The sequence below is a fragment of the Rahnella selenatireducens genome (assembly GCF_046449555.1).
GTDB classification, from domain to species: domain Bacteria; phylum Pseudomonadota; class Gammaproteobacteria; order Enterobacterales; family Enterobacteriaceae; genus Rahnella; species Rahnella selenatireducens.
In genome coordinates, this window is record NZ_JBKEZJ010000001.1 from 91,898 (window position 1) to 112,228 (window position 20,331).

18 protein-coding genes are annotated in these 20,331 nt (G+C 51.2%); 7 read left to right on the top strand and 11 right to left on the bottom strand.

Features of this window, described 5'->3' with window-relative positions:
* Positions 1-217: 217 nt before the first annotated feature.
* Positions 218-1,231, bottom strand: coding sequence for an alcohol dehydrogenase AdhP (gene adhP, locus ACLBVC_RS00415; RefSeq protein WP_410147461.1), 1,014 nt, complete (start codon positions 1,229-1,231; stop codon positions 218-220).
* Positions 1,232-1,495: 264 nt separating this feature from the next.
* Here adhP and ACLBVC_RS00420 point away from each other — a divergent pair, with 264 nt between their 5' ends.
* Entirely contained in the window at positions 1,496-2,104 is a 609-nt protein-coding gene (locus ACLBVC_RS00420; RefSeq protein ID WP_410147462.1) for a phosphatase PAP2 family protein, read from the top strand.
* A gap of 342 nt (positions 2,105-2,446) precedes the next feature.
* On the opposite strand, the gene ACLBVC_RS00425 is transcribed toward ACLBVC_RS00420, so the two are convergent.
* From ACLBVC_RS00425 to ftnA, 4 genes are all read right to left on the bottom strand, one after another.
* Positions 2,447-2,785, bottom strand: coding sequence for a YebY family protein (locus ACLBVC_RS00425; protein ID WP_410148061.1), 339 nt, complete (start codon positions 2,783-2,785; stop codon positions 2,447-2,449).
* A 34-nt stretch (positions 2,786-2,819) separates the two neighbouring features.
* Positions 2,820-3,704, bottom strand: coding sequence for a copper homeostasis membrane protein CopD (gene copD, locus ACLBVC_RS00430; RefSeq protein WP_410147463.1), 885 nt, complete (start codon positions 3,702-3,704; stop codon positions 2,820-2,822).
* A gap of 3 nt (positions 3,705-3,707) precedes the next feature.
* Positions 3,708-4,094 (bottom strand): copper homeostasis periplasmic binding protein CopC, encoded by a 387-nt coding sequence (gene copC / locus ACLBVC_RS00435; protein WP_410148063.1) that lies wholly within the window; start codon positions 4,092-4,094, stop codon positions 3,708-3,710.
* 139 nt (positions 4,095-4,233) lie between these two features.
* Positions 4,234-4,740, bottom strand: coding sequence for a non-heme ferritin (gene ftnA / locus ACLBVC_RS00440; protein WP_410147465.1), 507 nt, complete (start codon positions 4,738-4,740; stop codon positions 4,234-4,236).
* 406 nt (positions 4,741-5,146) lie between these two features.
* On the opposite strand from ftnA, the gene ACLBVC_RS00445 reads away from it, so the two are divergent.
* Entirely contained in the window at positions 5,147-5,377 is a 231-nt protein-coding gene (locus ACLBVC_RS00445; protein WP_410147466.1) for a DNA polymerase III subunit theta, read from the top strand.
* Positions 5,378-5,413: 36 nt separating this feature from the next.
* On the opposite strand, the gene pip is transcribed toward ACLBVC_RS00445, so the two are convergent.
* The 4 genes from pip to dbpA all read right to left on the bottom strand — a co-directional run bounded on the left by pip (position 5,414) and on the right by dbpA (position 10,891).
* Positions 5,414-6,370 (bottom strand): prolyl aminopeptidase, encoded by a 957-nt coding sequence (pip, locus tag ACLBVC_RS00450; RefSeq protein WP_410147467.1) that lies wholly within the window; start codon positions 6,368-6,370, stop codon positions 5,414-5,416.
* A gap of 441 nt (positions 6,371-6,811) precedes the next feature.
* Entirely contained in the window at positions 6,812-8,851 is a 2,040-nt protein-coding gene (locus ACLBVC_RS00455) for a S9 family peptidase (protein WP_410147468.1), read from the bottom strand.
* A 129-nt stretch (positions 8,852-8,980) separates the two neighbouring features.
* On the bottom strand, positions 8,981-9,346 hold the full coding sequence (gene yebF, locus ACLBVC_RS00460) for a protein YebF (protein ID WP_410147469.1): 366 nt from the start codon (positions 9,344-9,346) through the stop codon (positions 8,981-8,983).
* Positions 9,347-9,508: 162 nt separating this feature from the next.
* A complete protein-coding gene (gene dbpA, locus ACLBVC_RS00465; RefSeq protein ID WP_410147470.1) occupies positions 9,509-10,891 on the bottom strand; it encodes an ATP-dependent RNA helicase DbpA in 1,383 nt (460 codons plus the stop codon).
* A gap of 259 nt (positions 10,892-11,150) precedes the next feature.
* Here dbpA and purT point away from each other — a divergent pair, with 259 nt between their 5' ends.
* A complete protein-coding gene (gene purT, locus ACLBVC_RS00470) occupies positions 11,151-12,329 on the top strand; it encodes a formate-dependent phosphoribosylglycinamide formyltransferase (protein ID WP_410147471.1) in 1,179 nt (392 codons plus the stop codon).
* Positions 12,330-12,412: 83 nt separating this feature from the next.
* On the opposite strand, the gene ACLBVC_RS00475 is transcribed toward purT, so the two are convergent.
* Entirely contained in the window at positions 12,413-12,592 is a 180-nt protein-coding gene (locus ACLBVC_RS00475; RefSeq protein ID WP_101077138.1) for a YoaH family protein, read from the bottom strand.
* Between the two features lie 160 nt (positions 12,593-12,752).
* Here ACLBVC_RS00475 and pabB point away from each other — a divergent pair, with 160 nt between their 5' ends.
* The 4 genes from pabB to ACLBVC_RS00495 all read left to right on the top strand — a co-directional run bounded on the left by pabB (position 12,753) and on the right by ACLBVC_RS00495 (position 18,307).
* Positions 12,753-14,126, top strand: a complete 1,374-nt coding sequence (pabB, locus tag ACLBVC_RS00480; protein WP_410147472.1) for an aminodeoxychorismate synthase component 1 — start codon at positions 12,753-12,755, stop codon at positions 14,124-14,126.
* Positions 14,123-14,725, top strand: coding sequence for a CoA pyrophosphatase (locus ACLBVC_RS00485; RefSeq protein ID WP_410147474.1), 603 nt, complete (start codon positions 14,123-14,125; stop codon positions 14,723-14,725). Before pabB ends, ACLBVC_RS00485 begins: the two co-directional genes overlap by 4 nt.
* A gap of 167 nt (positions 14,726-14,892) precedes the next feature.
* Positions 14,893-16,257: an L-serine ammonia-lyase gene (locus tag ACLBVC_RS00490; protein ID WP_410147475.1), complete on the top strand. Its 1,365-nt coding sequence runs from the start codon at positions 14,893-14,895 to the stop codon at positions 16,255-16,257.
* Positions 16,258-16,714: 457 nt separating this feature from the next.
* A complete protein-coding gene (locus ACLBVC_RS00495) occupies positions 16,715-18,307 on the top strand; it encodes an EAL domain-containing protein (RefSeq protein WP_410147476.1) in 1,593 nt (530 codons plus the stop codon).
* Between the two features lie 70 nt (positions 18,308-18,377).
* On the opposite strand, the gene ACLBVC_RS00500 is transcribed toward ACLBVC_RS00495, so the two are convergent.
* Positions 18,378-19,937 carry a TerC family protein gene (locus ACLBVC_RS00500; protein ID WP_410147477.1) on the bottom strand — a complete coding sequence of 520 codons (1,560 nt, stop codon included), beginning with the start codon at positions 19,935-19,937 and terminating at the stop codon, positions 18,378-18,380.
* Positions 19,938-20,331 lie beyond the last annotated feature (394 nt).

A 20,331-nucleotide genomic window follows, 5' to 3' on the forward strand; every position in this document is an offset into this window, starting at 1 on the left:
AGACACTGCGTTTGTTAACTTTATTACCGAGGAAAACATTCCTTCTCCTGTGTCCACTATGAACTGTCCTTCATAGTGTGTAAGACCCTCGCATTACCCCTTTCAGCCCGCCCCGAGCGGGCTTTTTTTTATCAGCAGATTAACCTTCATTCTCTTAAAGATATGCCATGAGTGACGCCGGATATTTTTCAGCAGCGCCACCCACATGATGAATATTTTACTTATGAGTAAAATCGATCACCATTCTGCCTTTAATTTTGCCTTGTTCCATTTCATGGAAAATTGCATTGATGTCACCCAATGGGCGTTTAGTGACTTTTGGTACGACTTTGCCTTCAGCGGCAAACTGGAACGCTTCCGTCAGATCTTCACGGGTACCGACAAGCGAGCCGACAACCTGAATACCGTCCAGAACCAGACGCGGAATATTCAGGCTCATAGATTCAGGAGGCAGACCAACCGCAACGATACGTCCACCGGCACGCATGGCATCAACGGCAGAGTTGAATGCCGATTTCGCCGTTGCAGTGACAACTGCGGCATGAGCCCCCCCCACTTTTTCCTGAATGATTTTTGCAGCATCGTCTTTCAGCATATTAATGGTCAAATCTGCGCCCATTTCAGCGGCAAATTCCAGTTGCAGGTCATTCACATCGATTGCGATAACTTTTGCATTGAACACATTTTTAGCATACTGCAACGCCAGATTACCCAGTCCACCTAATCCATAAATAGCAATCCATTTACCCGGCTGAATACCTGATACTTTTACGGCTTTATATGTGGTTACGCCCGCACATGTCACGCTGCTTGCTGCAGCCGATTCCAGACCATCCGGAACTTTCACAGCGTAATCAGCCGAAACGATACATTCTTCAGCCATACCTCCGTCCGCGGTATAACCCGCATTCACAACCTGACGGCAAAGTGTTTCATTGCCGGTGGTACAGTACTCGCAGTGTCCGCAGCCTTTAAAGAACCATGCGACGCTCGCACGATCGCCTACTTTCAGCGCAGTCACACCCGGACCAATTTTCTTAACGATACCAATGCCTTCATGGCCAAGGATCACGCCAGTCTTGTCACCAAAATCCCCATTTTTTACATGTAAATCTGTATGACAAACACCACAGCACTCCATCTGTAAAAGTGCTTCACCATGCTCCAATGCACGAAGAGTTTTCTCAACGACATCAACAGAATGATCTTTATTGACAACAGCAGCTTTCATTTTCCTTTCCTCTCATTGTGGCGGAATATCAAAGTTAAAACTGTCACTCTGTAACTGCAATACAAATAATAATTATTTCATGTAATACAATAAATTAGGACTGTATTACCAGGTTTACAAAGCGTGTAATACTGTCAAAAAATCGGGTTGAAGTCTGAAAATGGAGTGAGAGAAGCTATTCCCTTTTAGTTAAAAATCTTCTGCTGATACACTTTCCGATTGATTCTTTTGAAGAATTTACTATTTATCATCGAGGGCTACGTCTTGCTTTGGAATATTCTGACCTATTTTGGCGACAGTATGCTCATTTTGCCCACAGGAATAACCCTCGCTTTATTTATGTTATGGAAGGCTGCCAGCCCGGCAACATCATTAATATGGCTGATTACTTTGGGTATTTCGGGTCTTGCAGTAAGCATCTCAAAACTACTGTTTCTCGCCTGGGGTATTGGCAGCAGTACATTTAATTTTACAGGCTTCAGCGGACATACCACGATGTCTGCCACTTTATGGCCGGTGATGTTCTGGCTGATAAGCCAACGTTTTCAGCCTGACAGACGCAGGCTGATGATTGCTGTTGGGTATTTCATTGCCATCATGGTGGGTATCAGCCGGCTCGCACTAAATGCCCATTCTGTCAGCGAAGTGATCTCAGGGTTAATCCTCGGCAGTTTTTGCAGCGGAATCTTTTTATATACACAACGCAGCCGTGACATGCGTTATTCCACATTCACTCCATTAGTTATTCTTCTTATTCTTCCTCTGTCCCTGATGAGTTATGGCAAGAAAGCACCAACGCAACAGCTGATCGAACAGATCGCCTCACAAATCACCGGCAAACAACCTTGGACGCGTGCAAAACTGCTTCAATGACTGTCGAAATCCACCGGAAATAGGTTGCGGCTAAGAGAGCTGAATTGCAGCTATGGAAGAAGTAGAGGTACGTAACTCACTGAGTTAAAAACAGGCAAAAAAAAGACCGAATACGATTCCTATATTCGGTCTAGGGAAATGGCTCTTGGGAGAGAGCCTTGCGCTAAAAGTTGGCATTAATGCAGGCGGTTAAGCCGTACAACTTAAAGAGTAGCCGAGGACTGACTATTTTCCACCCAGTTTGAAACATAGTGATAATAACAATGATGTATTATTCTCATTGTGTGACAACATACGCAAAACATGGGATTAACATCAGGCGGTTACCGGCTGCACGGCGATTCAGCAAAGCGTCTCGGCTTTGGAGATAAACGGCGCGAGGCTCATTTTTTGCCCCGGATTAGCCGGGTCGTCTAGCCAGATTTTCTCCAGCGGCACGGCCTGAACCTGGCGGTTTTTGACCTGCTCTTTGGCGACATCGTTCAGAGGATATTGTGCCAGTGTGCTGTCGTTAATGACATACAACGCGTTACCGGGACGGCATTGCAGCATGACTTCTTCACGCGTAAAAGCCCAGGCTTTGCCATATTGCAGGCGGCTGATCGTCTCGACCTGCGGCGCCGCAAAACTGCTGGCAGATAAGGTTAGCAACACACAGGCGAGCAGTGTTTTCCTCATAATTTTTCCTCAGTAAATAGTAAGTTCTTCATGCTTTTCAGCCCGGTGCAAGGGTTGCAAACCAGCTCACCGCCAGTAAAACCAATAACGCCAGCCCCCATTCGAGCCACGTCATCATGATGAAACGGCGCTGAGCCTGCTCCGGCTGTTTACCCATTAACGGCACCAGCCGGTAACGGTTGAAAACAGCAATGCAGCACATCAGCCCGACCAGCACCACTTTGATAACCAGAAGACGCTGGTAGAGCGAGGCCATATCGACCGGCCAGCGTTGCAAAATAATCGCTGTATTCAAGATGCCAGTCAGTATAACCAGCGCGACGGCGGCATGGCCCCAGATGGAAAACCGGATGAGCGTGGCGATCGCATAAGGGCGGATCGCAGGTTGTCGTGTATATAACATGCAGGTCAGCAGCGGAAATAAGCACCCGAACCAATAGGCCGCGCTAAGCAGATGCACGACGTGATTAGTCCGTTGTAGCAGGCCCAGCACACCGTCGTGCATCGCCGCATGGCCGATCAGCGCCTGAGTTATCAGTAAACCGAGTGCGCACAGAAAGACGATCACATTGCGTCCCGGCAACCAGTCCATCAGCATGACCAGCAATAATGCTGCCGTCAGCAACAGATGCCAGCGCCAGACATCACCAAACGAGGTCGTGAGCACCAGTAGCCAGACGTTCAGGTTCAACCCGTCCCCCCAGCCATTACCCATCAGCGCAGCCTGAATCGCCAGCATTCCTACCGACGTCACCGCCGCCAAAATGCCAGACCACATCATCAGAGACTGATTTTTACGCAGCAATACGGCAGAAAAACCTTGCGGTGCCAGTAAGGAGCAAAAAACGCTCAACCCAAAAATTTGCATCAGTGAAGCAAAGTGGACAAACCGGCACAGGATAAACATGGCAGTCAGGCTCATCGTTTATTTAACGGTGAAGCTGTACTGACCGTGTGTTTTATGACCATCAACCGAGACAACGCTCCACGTGACCAGGTATTTACCCGGATTCAGCGTTTCCAGAAGCGGGAGAACCGCCTGAGTTTTGTCATTCGCGGCAAGCGTCATAGCGCCGGCTTTAACGGTATTCTTATCTGCGTCAGTCAGCGTAATTTTACTGAAATTAGGTTCGATGCCTTCGCTAAAGCCCAGTGACAATTCGGACGGGCTGACGGTGACAATGGTGTCGGCGGCAGGTGTTTCTGTTTTCAGATGTGCATGAGCAGTAGCCTGCTGTGAGATAAATCCGCCCAGCAAAACAGCTGAGACTGCCAGTGCACGGCAAAGAGAAGTGGTTTTTTTGAACACGATAATTCCTTGGCTTGCTTAACGATGAATTTATAACGCCGTCACTTTATCGCAAACCGCTCCAAAACGTTTGTCAAAAAAACATAAAAAAACGCAGAGGCCTGAGCACTCTGCGTTTTTATGAACCACAACGACTGCAAAATTAGCCAGCCGGCGCCTGTGCCACCATGTTCTTCAGGTCTTTATCCACGAAGAACAGGCCGTTACCGGTGTTGCTGACCAGAGCCAGTTTATCGAGAACGGATTTGAACAGCGTTTCTTCTTCATGCTGCTCAGATACGTACCATTGCAGGAAGTTGAAAGAAGAATAGTCTTTCAGCGTCATGGACAAATCAGCCAGTTCGTTGATTTTCTGGGTGATCAGTTGCTCGTGCTCATAGGTTTGTTTGAACAAATCAGTCAGAGATTCAAACGTCACCGGTGGTGCAGCAATCGCGCCCAGCAAAGGTAATGCGCCAGTATCGCTGACGTATTTAAACAGGCGATGCATGTGATCCATCTCTTCCATGGAGTGCTGTTTCAGGAACGCCGCTGCGCCTTCGTAGCCTTTATCGCTGCACCATGCACTCATCTGCAAATATAAATTGGCAGAGTAAAACTCGAGATTCAGCTGTTCGTTCAGCTGGTCGATCATTTCTTTTTTAAGCATGATGCGGCTCCATAAATAAATTAAGGCAAATGAATGGGGTTATTTACCCGCATTATGCCCGCATCAATACAAAATAAAAACACCCGATTCACATTATTAATCAAGCAGGCAACAATACATTACAACCAATTGAATTATATTGGATTTATTTTGCATTAAATATACATTAATGATAATCATTAACATAAAGAATGTTATTAAAAAGAATCATTCTTATTTAAATCTCCAGTTTTATTATTCCCGTTGAATATAATTATCACTTAGATTTCAGGAATAATTCTTATTTACTCATTATCACCAAGGAATCACACCGACAGCGCGGGGGATAATAAAATTCAAAAGACAACATTCACCCTACGCAGGGTGTCGGGTACAATGCGGCGAAATGGTTTAGCAGGAAACAACAATGAGCATCAATCTGGCCGAAATCAGCAAAGACGAGATGGATCGCATTAACGTCGATCTCGCCGCGTCAGCCATCGCTTTTAAGGAACGTTACAATATGCCCGTCGTGGCTGAGATGGCGGAACGCGAGCAGCCTGCGCATTTGCGCACTTACTTCCGTGAACGTGTCATGTTTTATCGCGGGGAATCACATAAATTCTCCCGTTTACCTTATGAACCGAAGCAAAAATAGCGACGAGCTCACCGGTAAACGGAAGCAGAAAAGCCGTTAACGCCGGGCGGAAAAACGCTGGTTGGTGCGGATCAATTGGTCGAGGATCCCGGGCTCGTCAAACGAATGCCCTGCCCCTTCGATGATGTGCAGTTCAGCTTCAGGCCAGATTTGCGCCAGGTCCCAGGCATTTTGCACCTGACAGGCCATATCGTAGCGACCGTGGACAATCACGGCGGGAATGTGGCGGATGCGTTCCACATTGCGTAACAGCTGATCGTCGCTGTCCAGAAAACCCAGATGCGTAAAGTAATGGTTTTCGATGCGGGCAAAGGCCAGCGCGAAGTTATCCTCGCCGAAAGATGACGAACCTTCCGCAGGCAGAAGCGTCACGGTTTCCCCTTCCCACAGGCTCCAGATTTTCGCGGCTTCAAGCTGAACGGCGCGATCTGCTGACGTGAGACGTGCGCGATAGGCGGCGATGACATCCTTGCGTTCCTCATCATCTAAAATCGACAAAATACGCTGCCATTTTTCAGGGAAGAAACGGGATGCACCATCCTGGTAATACCAGGCCAGCTCCTGCTTGCGCAGGGTAAAAATACCGCGCAGAACCATTTCACTGACACGATCAGGATGCGTTTCGGCATAAGCCAGCGCGAGCGTTGATCCCCACGAACCGCCAAACACCAGCCATTTCTCGACCCCCGCTAATTTACGCAAGCGTTCAATATCTTCGACCAGATGCCAGGTCGTGTTGTTGTCGAGACTGGCGTGAGGTTTTGAACGCCCGCATCCACGCTGGTCAAATAGCATGACGTCATAATCATTGGGATCAAAAAGTTGCCGGTGAACCGATGAGCAGCCACCGCCCGGGCCGCCGTGTAGAAATACCGCTGGTTTACCTTCCGGGTTTCCGCTGCGTTCCCAGTAAATCTGGTGTCCATCGCCCGTATCAAGCATGCCGCTGGCATAGGCTTCCAGAGGTGGATACAACCCTTTTAATTTTGGCATGACATTTCCTGTTCTATTCGGCCAGTGTATTGATTGATGTAGTTGCACCTTAATAACAGCGCATTGATTACCCGCCGACAAGGTGTAATGACCAAAAAGCATTGTTTTGCATGCTGTTCGCATACTTATCGCGCAATCTCACTACCGGGTTATAAAACAGAAGCTGTGTAAAGTTTTGCAGGAAACACGATGACACTTGCAACTGGCACGGATTAGGCAGTAAATAGCAGAGCAACCCAATCCACCAGCTTTAAAGAGAGGCGATTATGAGTAAAGGAATGGATAGCAAAAAAAATGCGAAGAAAAAACCATTGAAGACCCCTGCCGAGAAGAAGGCTGATAAAAAAGCCAAAAAAGCAGCTGCCTGATAAAGCTACTTCGTAGAATAAACCCGCTGAATGCGGGTTTTTTTATGGCAGAAATTCATTAACGGAAGCGATATCAGTCCTTCGCCGCCAGCGACAGAACAAAGGCATATTCCAGCGCGATATCTTCGTAAGCCTTGAAGCGGCCAGATTTACCACCGTGGCCGGAATCCATATCCGTGTGCATCAGCAGCTGATTAACGTCAGTTTTGAGATCACGTAGTTTCGCGACCCATTTCGCTGGTTCCCAGTATTGCACCTGTGAATCATGCAAACCGGTCGTCACTAACATGTGCGGATAAGCCTGCGCGCGAACCTGATCGTACGGGCTATATTGCAGCATATAGTCGTAATACGCTTTGTCGTTAGGATTACCCCACTCGTCATACTCGCCGGTCGTCAGCGGAATAGATTCATCGAGCATGGTGGTGACGACGTCGACGAAAGGAACCTGCGCAACGATGCCGTGGAACAAATCGGGAGCCTGATTAATCACCGCCCCCATTAGCAAGCCACCTGCGCTGCCGCCCATCGCATAAACCTGCCCTGCATCGCCATAACCTTCGGCCACCAGTTCTTTCGTAACGTCGATGAAATCGTGGAACGTGTTGAGTTTATTAAACAGTTTACCGTCGTCGTACCACTGCTGACCAAGTTCAGCGCCGCCGCGAATATGCGCCAGTGCGAAAACAAAGCCTCTGTCGAGAAGGCTCAGACGGCTGCCGCTGAACGCAGGATCCATGCTGCTGCCGTACGAGCCGTAGCCGTAAACCAGTAACGGATTAGTATTAGGCTTGAACAACTCACGACGATAAACCAGGGAAACCGGGACTTTCACGCCGTCGCGCGCTGTTACCCACACGCGTTCGCTGCGGTAATTCGCCGCATCAAAATCTTTCACATCCTGCTGTTTGAGCAACGTGCGTTCGTGCGTGTCGAGATCCAGCTCAAAGAGTGAACTTGGCATGGTCATCGATGAATACCCGTAACGCAGCAACGACGTATCCGGTTCAGGGTTATACGCCAGCCAGGTGGTGTACGTCGGGTCATCAAACGCCAGTGATTTTTCCTCACCGCTGGTCCAGTGGATCTGGCGCAGCTGCGTCAGCCCCTGATGGCGTTCTTCTACCACCAGCCAGTCGCGGAACAAACTAAAACCTTCAAGCATCACTTCAATGCGCGGTGCGATCAGCGTCTGCCACTGCGCCTCGGTGCCGTTTTCACTTTTATACAAACCGAAATTTTTACCGTCTTTGTTCGAACGGATATAGAAGTTTCCCAGATAATGATCGAGCGCGTATTCATGATCTTTACGGCGCGACAGGAACACTTTCGGCGTCGCCAGCGGATCATCGGCATCCAGCAGCAGGATCTCGGACGTTGTGGTGCTGTCCAGGTGGATCAGGATGTATTTTTCTGACGTGGTTTTATCCAGCCCGACGTAGAATGTGTCGTCTTTTTCTTCGTAAACCAGTTGGTCCGTCTTCGGATCCGTGCCAACAACGTGGCGATAAACCTGATACGGCAGCAACGTTTTCTTGTGCTTACGGACGTAATACAGCGTCTGAGAATCGTTTGCCCACTCGCTGCTGCCGGAAGTGTTTTTCAGCAGGTCGTCAGTCCAGGTTTCATCATCCAGTTTTTTTATGCGGATGTCGTACTGGCGGCGGGACAGGAAATCTTCGGCCACGGCCATCAGTTTATTGTCCGGGCTGATATCTAAACCACCCAGCGTATAAAACTCGCCGTCGCTGGCACGTTCATTTCCGTCGATCAGCGTCTGCCATTTTTCATGTTCGGCGGCGGGCTGACGCAGATAAATAGCGTATTCATTGCCCGGTTCATAGCGGGTCTGATAACGATAGCCGTGTTTGATGTAAGGAACGGAGTGATCCTGCTGCGCAATGCGCGCGACCATTTCCCCGTAAAGCGTTTCACGTAACGCCTGATGTGGCTGCATGGTCTGATCGGTATATTCGTTTTCTGCCGTCAGATACGCCAGAACCTGAGGATCGGCGCGGTCATCGTCACGCAGCCAGTAATAATTATCGACACGGTCATCGCCGTGTACGCTCAGAGTTTGCGGGCGTTTTTCAGCCTTTGGAGGTGTCATCATCTCGGATCTCTTTGTCCTCTTTATGGTGTGACAAGAGTGACAGGTTTACACGGGGAAACCAAGAGACGGAATGTACGGGAATTAGCGGGAATGTGCGCCCGTCAGGGGCTGCGGGCGCAGGGGAAAAACTCAGGCCGGCGTACTGTAACTGATTTCACCGAGCTGGCAGTTGAGCGTAACGTCGTAGGTTTTGTCGGCATGATCACCGCGGACTTTCAGCGGAATATCCCATTTCTTGTTATCGCCGCTGATGCTGCCAGCATCAACCCACGCAACCGGCGTTGAGGTGCCGAGCGCTTTTTTATCCGTATCCCAGCGCGGAATACGGTTTTGCAGAAAATCGCGTTTCACCAGCGCCGCGAGTTCATCTTTCGTCGCATTTGCGCACGGTGTAACCGTCGCCGTTCTCACTTCAGGCTCATCGGCCTGAGCAGTCTGGACCAGACCGCTCATTCCTGCGACTGCCATTACCGCGCTCAAGATTATCTTTTTCATCGTTCGTCTTCCCAGTCTTTGTCATTTATTACGCTGACCTTGCCGGAAAAATAACCATACATACCGAAAGGTCATCACTTGTGTCAGACAATATAATCACCAACAAGCCAATAACACAACATTAACAATCAGACGAACAATGGAAAACGCGACATAACACTTTTAGCGCAAAATAATTGCTTTGCAGTTTTTGCCTTTGACTTTCCCTTCCTGCAGGCGTTGCAGGGCTTTCTTCGCACTCTTCTGACGGATAGCGACGTAAGCGTGGATCGGGAACATATCAATTTTACCGACTTCTGCCGCGGTCAGCCCGGCATCGCCGGTCAGCGCGCCGAGAATATCGCCGGGACGGATTTTGGCTTTACGGCCACCGTCGATACACAGCGTGGCCATTTCAGCATCCAGTGCCACCGGCGTTGCCGCGAGTGCCTGCACGGCAGGTTGCCATGTGAAGCGCTGACGGGTGTAATCTTCCAGCGCCGTCACACGCGGCATTTCCTGCGGAGTCACCAGACTGACCGCCAGACCGCTTGTTCCCGCACGCCCTGTCCGGCCGACACGGTGAACGTGAACTTCCGGGTCGAAAGACAGTTCATAGTTAATGACCAGACCTAACTGTTTGATGTCCAGTCCGCGCGCTGCAACGTCTGTTGCGACCAGCACACGACAACTGCCGTTGGAGAAACGCACCAGCACACGGTCACGGTCGCGCTGTTCGAGGTCGCCGTTCAGCGCCAGCGCACTGATCCCTTTGCCCGAAAGCGCGTCACACACTTCCTGGCAGTCGCGCTTGGTATTACAGAATACCACACATGATGTCGGCTGATGCTGGTACAACACCGCCGCCAGCAGGGATAAGCGCTGATGTTTATCCGCTTCGATAAACACCTGCTTGATATCTGCCACATCATCTTCGCCTTCAATTTCCACTTTCAGCGGCTCGCGCTGGAATTTGGAGCTGATGCGCTCAATGCCGTCCGGATACGTCGCGGAGAACAGCAGTGTCTGGCGGGTTTGCGGCGTATAGCTGACCACATCTTCGATATCTTCACTGAAACCCATGTCCAGCATGCGGTCGGCTTCATCGAGCACCAGCACTTTCAGATCATCCAGCTTCAGCGTGCCTTTGCGCAGGTGCTCCTGAATACGGCCCGGCGTGCCGACCACGATGTGCGGCTGACGAACCAACGATTCGTTCTGAGGGCCGATTGACTGGCCACCGCAAAGGGTCAGGATTTTGATGTTCTGGGTAAAACGTGCCAGACGGCGCAATTCTTTACTGACCTGATCGGCCAGTTCGCGCGTCGGACAAAGCACCAGCGCCTGCGCCACAAACTGTGAAACGGTGATGCTGTTCAGCAAACCAATGCCGAAAGCGGCTGTTTTACCACTGCCGGTTTTGGCTTTGGCGCGGACGTCCTGACCTTGCAGGATAGCGGGCAAAGAGGCTTCCTGAATCGGAGTCATTTCGGTGTAACCCAGTTCATTCAGGTTGGAAAGTTGCTCAGCGGGCAATGTAAGGGCAGAAAAGGAATGCGTGCTCAAGGCGATAACTCTTTATGTGAGGCAAAAATCGGGGCAGCGGCAGGAGATCTGGCGCCATGGTTTGCTAAATGATAACAGAGACGCCCGCAGACTGCCTTAAACAGCGGAAAACCGGCTTAAAAAATCCTGTAAATCCCCTTCTGACTTACGCAGGGAATTTTTCAAACGTGCCGCGCAATCGTTTTCGTCCCCGATAATTTCAGATATACTGCGCCCCGAAATTCTTACTTTCCTTCATCAAAGATCTGGGTACGAAGCTATGTTAACCATTGGTACTGCACTGCGCACCGGCGCCACCCGCGTCATGTTGTTAGGCTCTGGCGAGCTGGGTAAAGAAGTGGCGATCGAATGTCAGCGCCTGGGTCTGGAAGTGATCGCCGTCGATCGCTATGCGGATGCACCCGCGATGCAGGTCGCTCACCGCAGCCATGTCATTAACATGCTCGATGGCGATGCGCTGAAAGCCGTTATTGAAAGCGAACGCCCTGATTTTATCGTGCCGGAAATTGAAGCTATCGCCACCAGCATGCTGGTCGAGCTGGAAAAACAGGGCCATAACGTGGTGCCGTGCGCCGAAGCGACGCGTCTGACCATGAACCGTGAAGGCATCCGTCGTCTTGCCGCGGAAACCCTCAAACTCCCGACATCGACGTATCAGTTTGCTGACGATGAAGCGTCTTTCCGTCAGGCTGTCGACGCAATCGGTTACCCGTGCATCATCAAGCCGGTGATGAGTTCATCCGGTAAAGGCCAGAGCCTAATCCGCAGCGCCGAGCAGCTACAGACGGCCTGGGATTATGCCCAGCAAGGTGGCCGTGCAGGTGGCGGACGCGTCATCGTTGAAGGTCTGGTGAAGTTTGATTTTGAAATTACGCTGCTGACTATCAGCGCCGTTGACGGCATTCATTTTTGTGCGCCAATCGGGCACCGTCAGGAAGATGGCGATTACCGCGAATCCTGGCAGCCACAGCAGATGACCGAACTGGCATTACAGCGTGCGAAAGACATCGCGGAGAAAGTGGTGAAGGCGCTGGGCGGCAAAGGTCTGTTTGGCGTTGAGCTGTTTGTCTGTGGCGATGAAGTGATTTTCAGCGAAGTGTCACCGCGTCCGCACGATACCGGAATGGTCACGCTGATTTCTCAGGATCTGTCCGAGTTCGCCCTGCACGTTCGCGCATTCTTAGGTCTGCCGGTCGGGAAAATCCGCCAGTTCGGTCCGTCGGCTTCCGCGGTTATTTTGCCGGAACTGACCAGCAACAACGTCTCTTTCAGCGGGCTGGAAAACGCGCTGACCGGTTTTAATCAGATCCGTCTGTTCGGTAAACCGGAAATTAGTGGCAAACGCCGACTGGGCGTGGCGCTGGCGATTGCCGATAACGTCGAAGACGCGGTTGAGCAGGCGAAACAAGCCGCAGCGGCAGTTGCCGTTAAAGGCTGATACCTGAAGGAAGATGAAAAAAAACCGGACTCCGCAAAGGGTCCGGTTTTTTATGCCTGATATGTGTCTATCAGGGCGGAAATTTACTCGTCTTCGTCATCAAAGATAACGGTCACGCGATCGCCTTTGTGCGTTTCACGGATTTCTTCCGCAACGGTTGCAATGGCTTCGCCGCTGCTCATTCCGGTTTCCATTAACTGGCGGATACGATCGGCGGCCTGTTCTTGTTCGGAATGTGATAATGAAGGCATACCTGTCAGCATGGGAGATTCCTGTTGTACGTTAAATCGGCCCGCAGGCTGCGGGGTTGCACAGTATACGCCTTATTGCTGCAAATCGCCTGTGCTGCTTTCAGGCAGCCGAATCTATGTTAGGATCGGCGCTACAGTACGTTTTAATTGCGCCCGGAAGCTTTTACCTGCCATGCAATCCACCCGTTCCATAAATTTTCATACTTTGCCTTATCATCCCGATGCGCTGTCCGAACAATTTTCTGCGCTCTCTGCTGTGCCCTGGGCCATGCTTTTGCATTCCGGCTCTGCGCAGCATCAGCATAATCGCTTTGACATTCTGGTGGCGGATCCGCTGGTCACGCTGACGACACACGGTGAGATCACGCAGGTTGAGCAAAACGGTGAAATGACGTCACGGAAAGACGATCCGTTTGCTCTGCTGGAGGAATACCTGTCGGCGACCGGTTTGCAGGCGGAAAGCTCGCCTGATTTTCCGTTTCTGGGCGGTGCGCTCGGGTTGTTTGGCTATGATTTAGGGCGGCGTATTGAGGCGCTGCCCGACACGGCAGAACAGGATATTGCCCTGCCGGATATGGCGGTGGGTATCTATGACTGGGCGCTGATCGCCGATCACCATCTGCAACGTGTGACGCTGATTTGCCACGATGATGTTGCAGTCCGCCTGCACTGGCTGGCGCAACATAAAGCCACCGCCGCGCAGCCTTTCCGGCTGAAAGCACCGTGGCAGTCCAACATGACCCGCGAGGCATACGGAGAAAAATTCCGGCAGATTCAGGAATACATTCACAGCGGTGATTGCTATCAAATTAACCTCGCGCAGCGATTCTCTACGCACTATTCCGGTGACGAGTGGCAGGCATTTTTGCAGCTGAACAATGCGAATCGTGCCCCCTTCTCGGCGTTTATGCGTTTGCCTGAAAATACGGTGATCAGTCTGTCACCTGAGCGTTTCATCTGGCTGAAAGACCATCAGATCCAAACGCGTCCGATTAAAGGGACATTGCCGCGCAGTGAAGATCCCGCAGAAGATGTGCGTCAGGCTGAGCGGCTGGAGGAATCGGAAAAAGATCGTGCGGAAAATCTGATGATCGTCGATTTATTGCGAAATGATATTGGCCGCGTTGCCACGCCGGGCAGCGTGCGCGTTCCCGAATTATTCAAAGTCGAGCCTTTCCCTGCAGTCCATCATCTGGTCAGCACCATCACCGCAAAACTCCCGGAAGCGTGCCACGCCAGTGCGTTACTGCGCGCCTGCTTTCCCGGCGGCTCGATTACCGGTGCACCGAAAGTCCGCGCGATGGAAATCATCGAAGAGCTTGAGCCACAGCGGCGTAACGGTTACTGCGGTAGCATTGCATACATCAGTTACTGCGGCACGATGGACAGTAACATCACCATCCGCACGCTGCTAACGGCGAAAGGGAAAATTTACTGCTGGGCAGGCGGCGGGATTGTGGCAGACAGCCAGGAACAGGCAGAATATCAGGAAACGTTCGATAAAATTGCCCGCATACTGCCTCAGTTAGGAGACGTTCAGCCGTGACTTTGCTGGAACAACATGCACCCGTGCAGACTTTTTCCCCCGCGGTGGAAGATTTCATCCTGCGCTTTCAATTGCAGCAACCGCGTATGCCTGCCCCCGCATTGCGCGGAACCCGTCACGCCGCCGTCTTAATTCCGATCATCTGCCGGAAAGAGCCGACAATCTTACTGACGCGCCGTTCCGACCATCTGCGCAAACACCCCGGTCAGGTCGCCTTTCCCGGCGGCGCAGCCGATGTAACGGATACCTCAATTATTGCCACCGCGCTGCGGGAAGCTCAGGAAGAAGTCGCCATTGAACCGCAACAGGTTAACGTTTTAGGCACGCTTTCACCGCAGGACAGCAGCAGTGGTTTTCAGGTAACGCCGGTTGTCGGGCTGTTGCCGGTCGATGTGACGTTCCATCCGGCTGAGGATGAAGTCGCCGAGCTGTTTGAAATGCCCTTGCAGGAAGCTTTTGATCTTGCCCGCTATCACACTCTGGATATTCACCGCAGAGGCATCCATCACCGGGTGTATTTATCTTGGTATCAGCAGCAATTTGTCTGGGGACTCACGGCGGCGATCATCCGCCAGCTCGCCCGGCAGGTTGAAGCCTGAGCTCACTGATTACATTCCGATCACACTTTTGCATCAAATAAGTTTATTTCATGCGAAAAATGAAACTTTTGCCCCTCAGGCCTTTTAAACTATAGAGTGAGCCACAAGTTCTGTTGTGGCTGTCAGGGTCCCGTTCCCTGCCGTAATTCATTACAGGAGTATTCGACGTGATTAGCGTTTTCGACATGTTCAAGGTCGGGATTGGCCCTTCCAGTTCCCATACTTTGGGCCCGATGAAAGCCGGGAAACAGTTCGCTGATGACTTGCTTGAAAAGGGCTTGATGCCTGCCGTTACGCGTGTCGCCGTGGACGTTTTTGGTTCTCTGTCACTGACAGGCAAGGGCCACCACACAGATATCGCCATTATTTTAGGTCTGGCGGGTAACCAGCCAGATACCGTCGACATCGACGGTATTCCCCATTTTATTCGCGACGTTGAGCAGCGTCAGCGCCTGCCGCTGGGTGTCACTCAGCATGAAGTCGATTTCCCCCGTGACACCGGCATGGTGTTTCGCGGTGAGAATTTGCCGCGCCATGAAAATGCAATGCAAATTCATGCCTTTGCAAGCGACAAAATGATTTACAGCAAAACCTACTACTCCGTCGGTGGAGGTTTTATTGTCGATGACGAGCATTTCGGTCAGCCAGTGCTGAATGAAGTGACGGTGCCTTACAGTTTTAACTCGGCCAGCGAAATGCTGGCAAAGTGCAAGGAAACCGGCCTTTCGTTGTCAGGTTTGATGATGAAAAATGAGCTGGCCCAGCACAGCAAACAGGACATCGAACAGTATTTCGAGAAAATCTGGCACACCATGCAGGCCTGTATTGACCGGGGTCTGAATACCGAAGGCGTTCTGCCTGGTCCGCTGCGCGTTCCACGTCGCGCTTCTGCCCTGCGCAGAATGCTGGTGTCAAACGATCAACTCTCTAAAGACCCGATGAATGTAATCGACTGGGTGAACATGTTTGCGCTAGCGGTAAACGAAGAAAATGCCGCCGGTGGACGTGTGGTTACCGCTCCGACCAACGGCGCCTGCGGGATTGTTCCCGCAGTGCTAGCCTACTATGACAAGTACATACAGTCGGTCAGTCCTGACATTTACCTGCGCTATTTCCTGACCTCCGGCGCGATTGGCATTCTCTACAAGATGAATGCGTCGATTTCGGGTGCGGAAGTCGGTTGTCAGGGCGAGGTCGGCGTGGCCTGTTCGATGGCGGCAGCGGGTCTTACGGAACTGCTGGGCGGCAGCCCGGAACAGGTGTGCGTGGCAGCGGAAATAGGCATGGAACACAATCTGGGCTTAACCTGCGACCCGGTTGCCGGACAGGTTCAGGTTCCGTGTATCGAACGTAATGCGATTGCTTCCGTGAAAGCCATCAACGCCGCACGCATGGCCCTGCGCCGGACCAGCGAGCCACGCGTTTCACTCGATAAAGTCATCGAGACAATGTATGAAACGGGCAAAGATATGAACGCGAAGTACCGCGAAACGTCCCGTGGCGGTTTAGCCATTAAGGTTCAGTGCGACTGATCCTTTCCAGGGTTTGTTGTGTTTCTGCGGCAGGAGGGTTGAACCCTTTACAGCCCCTTTGCCGCAGGAAATAGCCCCCGGGTAGTAGCCCGTAGCAATAAAACCTTCGTTAACAACAACCTGTTGTATTATCAATACATAATGGTACTGACACTTGCATTATACCCTGCAGGTACGGCATGCTGATTTCCGCCTGATTTTCCCGTTCAGAGAACCTCTCTAAAACACTGAAAATACATGCCGGAGAAAGGCAGGAAAAACGGATGTGACAACGTCACTGATACGGATTTTCTTTGTTTTTAACAGAGAAAAATAGGGAGTTTTCTATAACTCAGGCAGAGCGCCCGGGGATTTACAGCTACTATCAATAATAACAAAATGGCTGTTACGCATCGGTAAACCTTTAAGAATAATAATTTTGAGCCTGCACTTAACACGGGATACAAGGATTAGAACGATGCTGTTCTCCCAGACCGGACTTGCGAGGTATCGTTACTATCGCATTGCGCTTGCCTGCGCAATGGGGATATGTACGTTGCTTCTGACTCTGGGCATTCGTATTTACGAACAAGCTCAGGTCATCGCGGAAGATCAACAACGCGTGGCAATTCACACCGTTGAAAAATTAGAGAAATTACTCGAACCTGCCTCGCCAGCCGGCAGAGCGATTCCTATCGACCAGACACTCAGTTGCAACGCGTTGCAACCGGTTATGCAACAAACCGTCGCCCGTATGCAAACGCTGCGATCCATCAGTCTGGTCAGTAACGGCACCATCGTCTGTTCGAGCCTGATCGGAACTTTAGACCTTAATTTCAATAAAACACTGCCGGCTCTGGCTCAGGGCAAAACTCAGCTTGATCTGCGCGCGTCAAAATGGAGCAAGGTTGATGCACCGACGCTGGTACTCTGGCAACCGACAACGCCGGATAATCTCAACGGCGAACTGTTTGTTTATAACATCGGTGTCCTTTCAAACTTCCTGCTTGAGCCGCAACCGCCTTACGCCAGCCACATCGTTCTCAATGTTGGAAGACAAAACCTCGAGTACGGCAGTGACGAGATTGTGGAAAGCAGTCATCTCCCGCAGCCCGCGTTGCTCAGCGTTAGCTCTGATAAATACGATTTTTCCGTGTCGCTCTATGGTGAAGAAGCCAGCGATTTGGCCTGGAGTGAGCTTTTATCGCATCTGCCCCTTTCGGTTTTAATCAGTCTTCTGACCGCCACGGCGGTTTATCTGCTTTCCGGCAGCCGGATCAGCCTGGCTTATCCGATCAGCCACGGGATTTCACACCGCGAATTTAAGGTCTATTGCCAGCCTATCATTAACAGTACCGATGGCCGCTGTATCGGCGTGGAAACCCTGATGCGCTGGAAAAATCGCCGTCAGGAATGGGTGTCGCCCGATGTCTTTATTCCGCTCGCCGAGCAGCATGGGTTGATCATTTCGCTCACGCGCTACCTGATTCAGACGGTGGCCGATAATCTGGAAGTTTTCCCTGCCACACCGGGTTTTTACGTCAGTATTAATGTCGCGGCACAGCATTTTAATAACATGGAAATTGTGGATGATATCCGCAAAATCTGGCTTCCGGCGCAGCCTTCGGTTTCCCTAATGCTGGAACTGACCGAACGAACACGTTTGCAGGAATTACGCGCGGCAGAAATTTCACAACTGAAAGAGATGGGGATACTGCTGGCCATTGACGATTTCGGCACCGGCCACAGTTCGCTGAGTTATCTCAAGACGCTGAATCCTGACGTACTCAAAATTGATCAGGCCTTCACCGCGTCGATTGGTACGGACGCGATTAACGCGACGGTCACCGACACCATCATTACGCTAGCGCAGCGCCTGAATCTGAAGCTGATTGCTGAAGGGGTGGAAACGCGTGAACAGGTGGAATATCTGCGGCAGCGGAAAGTTGATTCATTGCAGGGTTACTATTTTGCCCGGCCAATGCCCATTGAAGTGTTTCCTATCTGGCTTGAGCGCTATAAAAAATCGACTCAAATCATCACGCCGCCGAATGAAACCAAACCGGCCTGATAGCCTGCCACTGAATTCAAACCATAAAAAACGGCGACCGGAGTCGCCGTTTTCACAGAAGCGGAACCGGTTACTGTTCCTGCTCCCAGTCATTTTCTGACTTAATGCGTGAAATGCGCACACGCTCAATGCGGTATTCCGACACGTCCAGGATTTCGAAGCGCAGCGAAGCCATTTCAATCACCTCACCCGCCACCGGCATCTGCCCGGACTTCGAAAGCAGTAAGCCCGCCAGCGAAGCGAAATCATCGTCAGGACTGACCAGCGTGTTCACGTCGAGGATTTGCTGCAACAAATGCAAATCCGTACCGCCTTTCGCAATCCAGGACTCACCGTCGGCAATAACGTCCGGCGTTTCATCTTCGTCCGGGAACTCGCCCGCAATCGCTTCGAGCACGTCGAGTGGCGTCACCAGCCCCTGAATCACACCAAATTCATTGCTCACGACCACCAGACGGCCTTTCGCCTTACGCAGAACCGCCAGCAGGTTGATGACGTCCATGGTTTCCGGCACCACAATCGGCGGCGTTTTCTCCGCAAATGCCACGATGTTTTCACCGTTTTCCAGCGCAACCAGCAGGTCCTTCGCACGAACGACCCCGATCACATCATCCAGAGAATGGCGGCAGATAGGGAACAAACTGTGCGGCGTATCGAGCAACTGACTGCGAATTTCAGCCGGGGATTTTTCACAGTCAACCCAGGAAATTTCGGTTCGCGGCGTCATTACGCTGCGCAGGGTTCTCGATGCCAGCGTCAGTACGCCGGTGATCATATGCCGTTCTTCTTCAGCAAACGTCTCGCCGGCCGGTAACACGTCGTCAGCCGGTTCATCTTCGTTCTGATTCTGACGTTTCCCGCCCATCAGACGCTGAATTGCTTCGGCAGTACGTTCACGCATCGGCCTGTTCGACTGGCTTTTCAGGAAGTTGCGGCGCGCAATCTGGTTGAACAGTTCAATCAGAATCGAGAAACCAATCGCGGCGTACAGATAGCCTTTCGGAATATGGAAACCAAATCCTTCTGCAATCAGGCTCAGGCCGATCATCAGCAGGAAGCTCAGGCACAGCACGACAACCGTCGGATGGTTATTCACGAAACGCGTCAGCGATTTCGACGCCAGCAGCATCACGCCCATGGCGATCACCACCGCCGTCATCATGACAGCCAGGTTGTTCACCATGCCGACGGCCGTAATCACCGCATCGAGCGAGAATACTGCATCAAGCACAACAATCTGCGCCACCACTGACCAGAAGCTGGCATAGCCGCGGTTTGGCGTTCCTTGTTCGTCGTGCCCTTCCAGCCGCTCATGCAGCTCAGTGGTGGCTTTAAACAGAAGGAACAGACCGCCGACCAATAGGATCAGATCCCGCCCCGAGAAGCTGAACTGCGCAATGCTGAACAACGGCGTGGTCAGTTTGACCATCCACGAGATCAGCGACAGCAGGCCTAAACGCATAATCAGCGCCAGCGACAGGCCGATGATTCGGGCTTTATCTCGCTGTTTAGGCGGCAGTTTATCGGCAAGGATGGCGATAAAAACAAGGTTGTCGATACCCAGAACAATTTCCAGGACAACAAGCGTCAGTAAACCGACCCATATTGAAGGGTCCATCAGAAATTCCATGTCAGACTCCGCAATGAGTTAAAGAAAAAAGACGCAAAGAAACGCAGTTCGCAGAGCTATTGATAGCACGGCAAACTTTTTTTACTGCAAAATTAACAGATGAAAGCGGTTTCAGTGCGGCAAAAATCAGGCCCATTGGGGCGGATTTGCCGGTGATCATGAGGTGAAAAAGCGAAGAATAGTGACGTCGGTGACAGTCCATAGGGAGGGCTGAGGCCCGGTACTCCTGTTCAATTATTGGGAAATTCACTCTATCAGGAATGATTATATGAAGAAAGTATGTTTTTTTACCTTCAGCATCATCCTGTAACAACTATGCTGTTTTATTGCCCACGTGAAGCGTATTCACATTACGTCGTTGAATAACGGACAGTCGTCACAAAAATTATTTTTT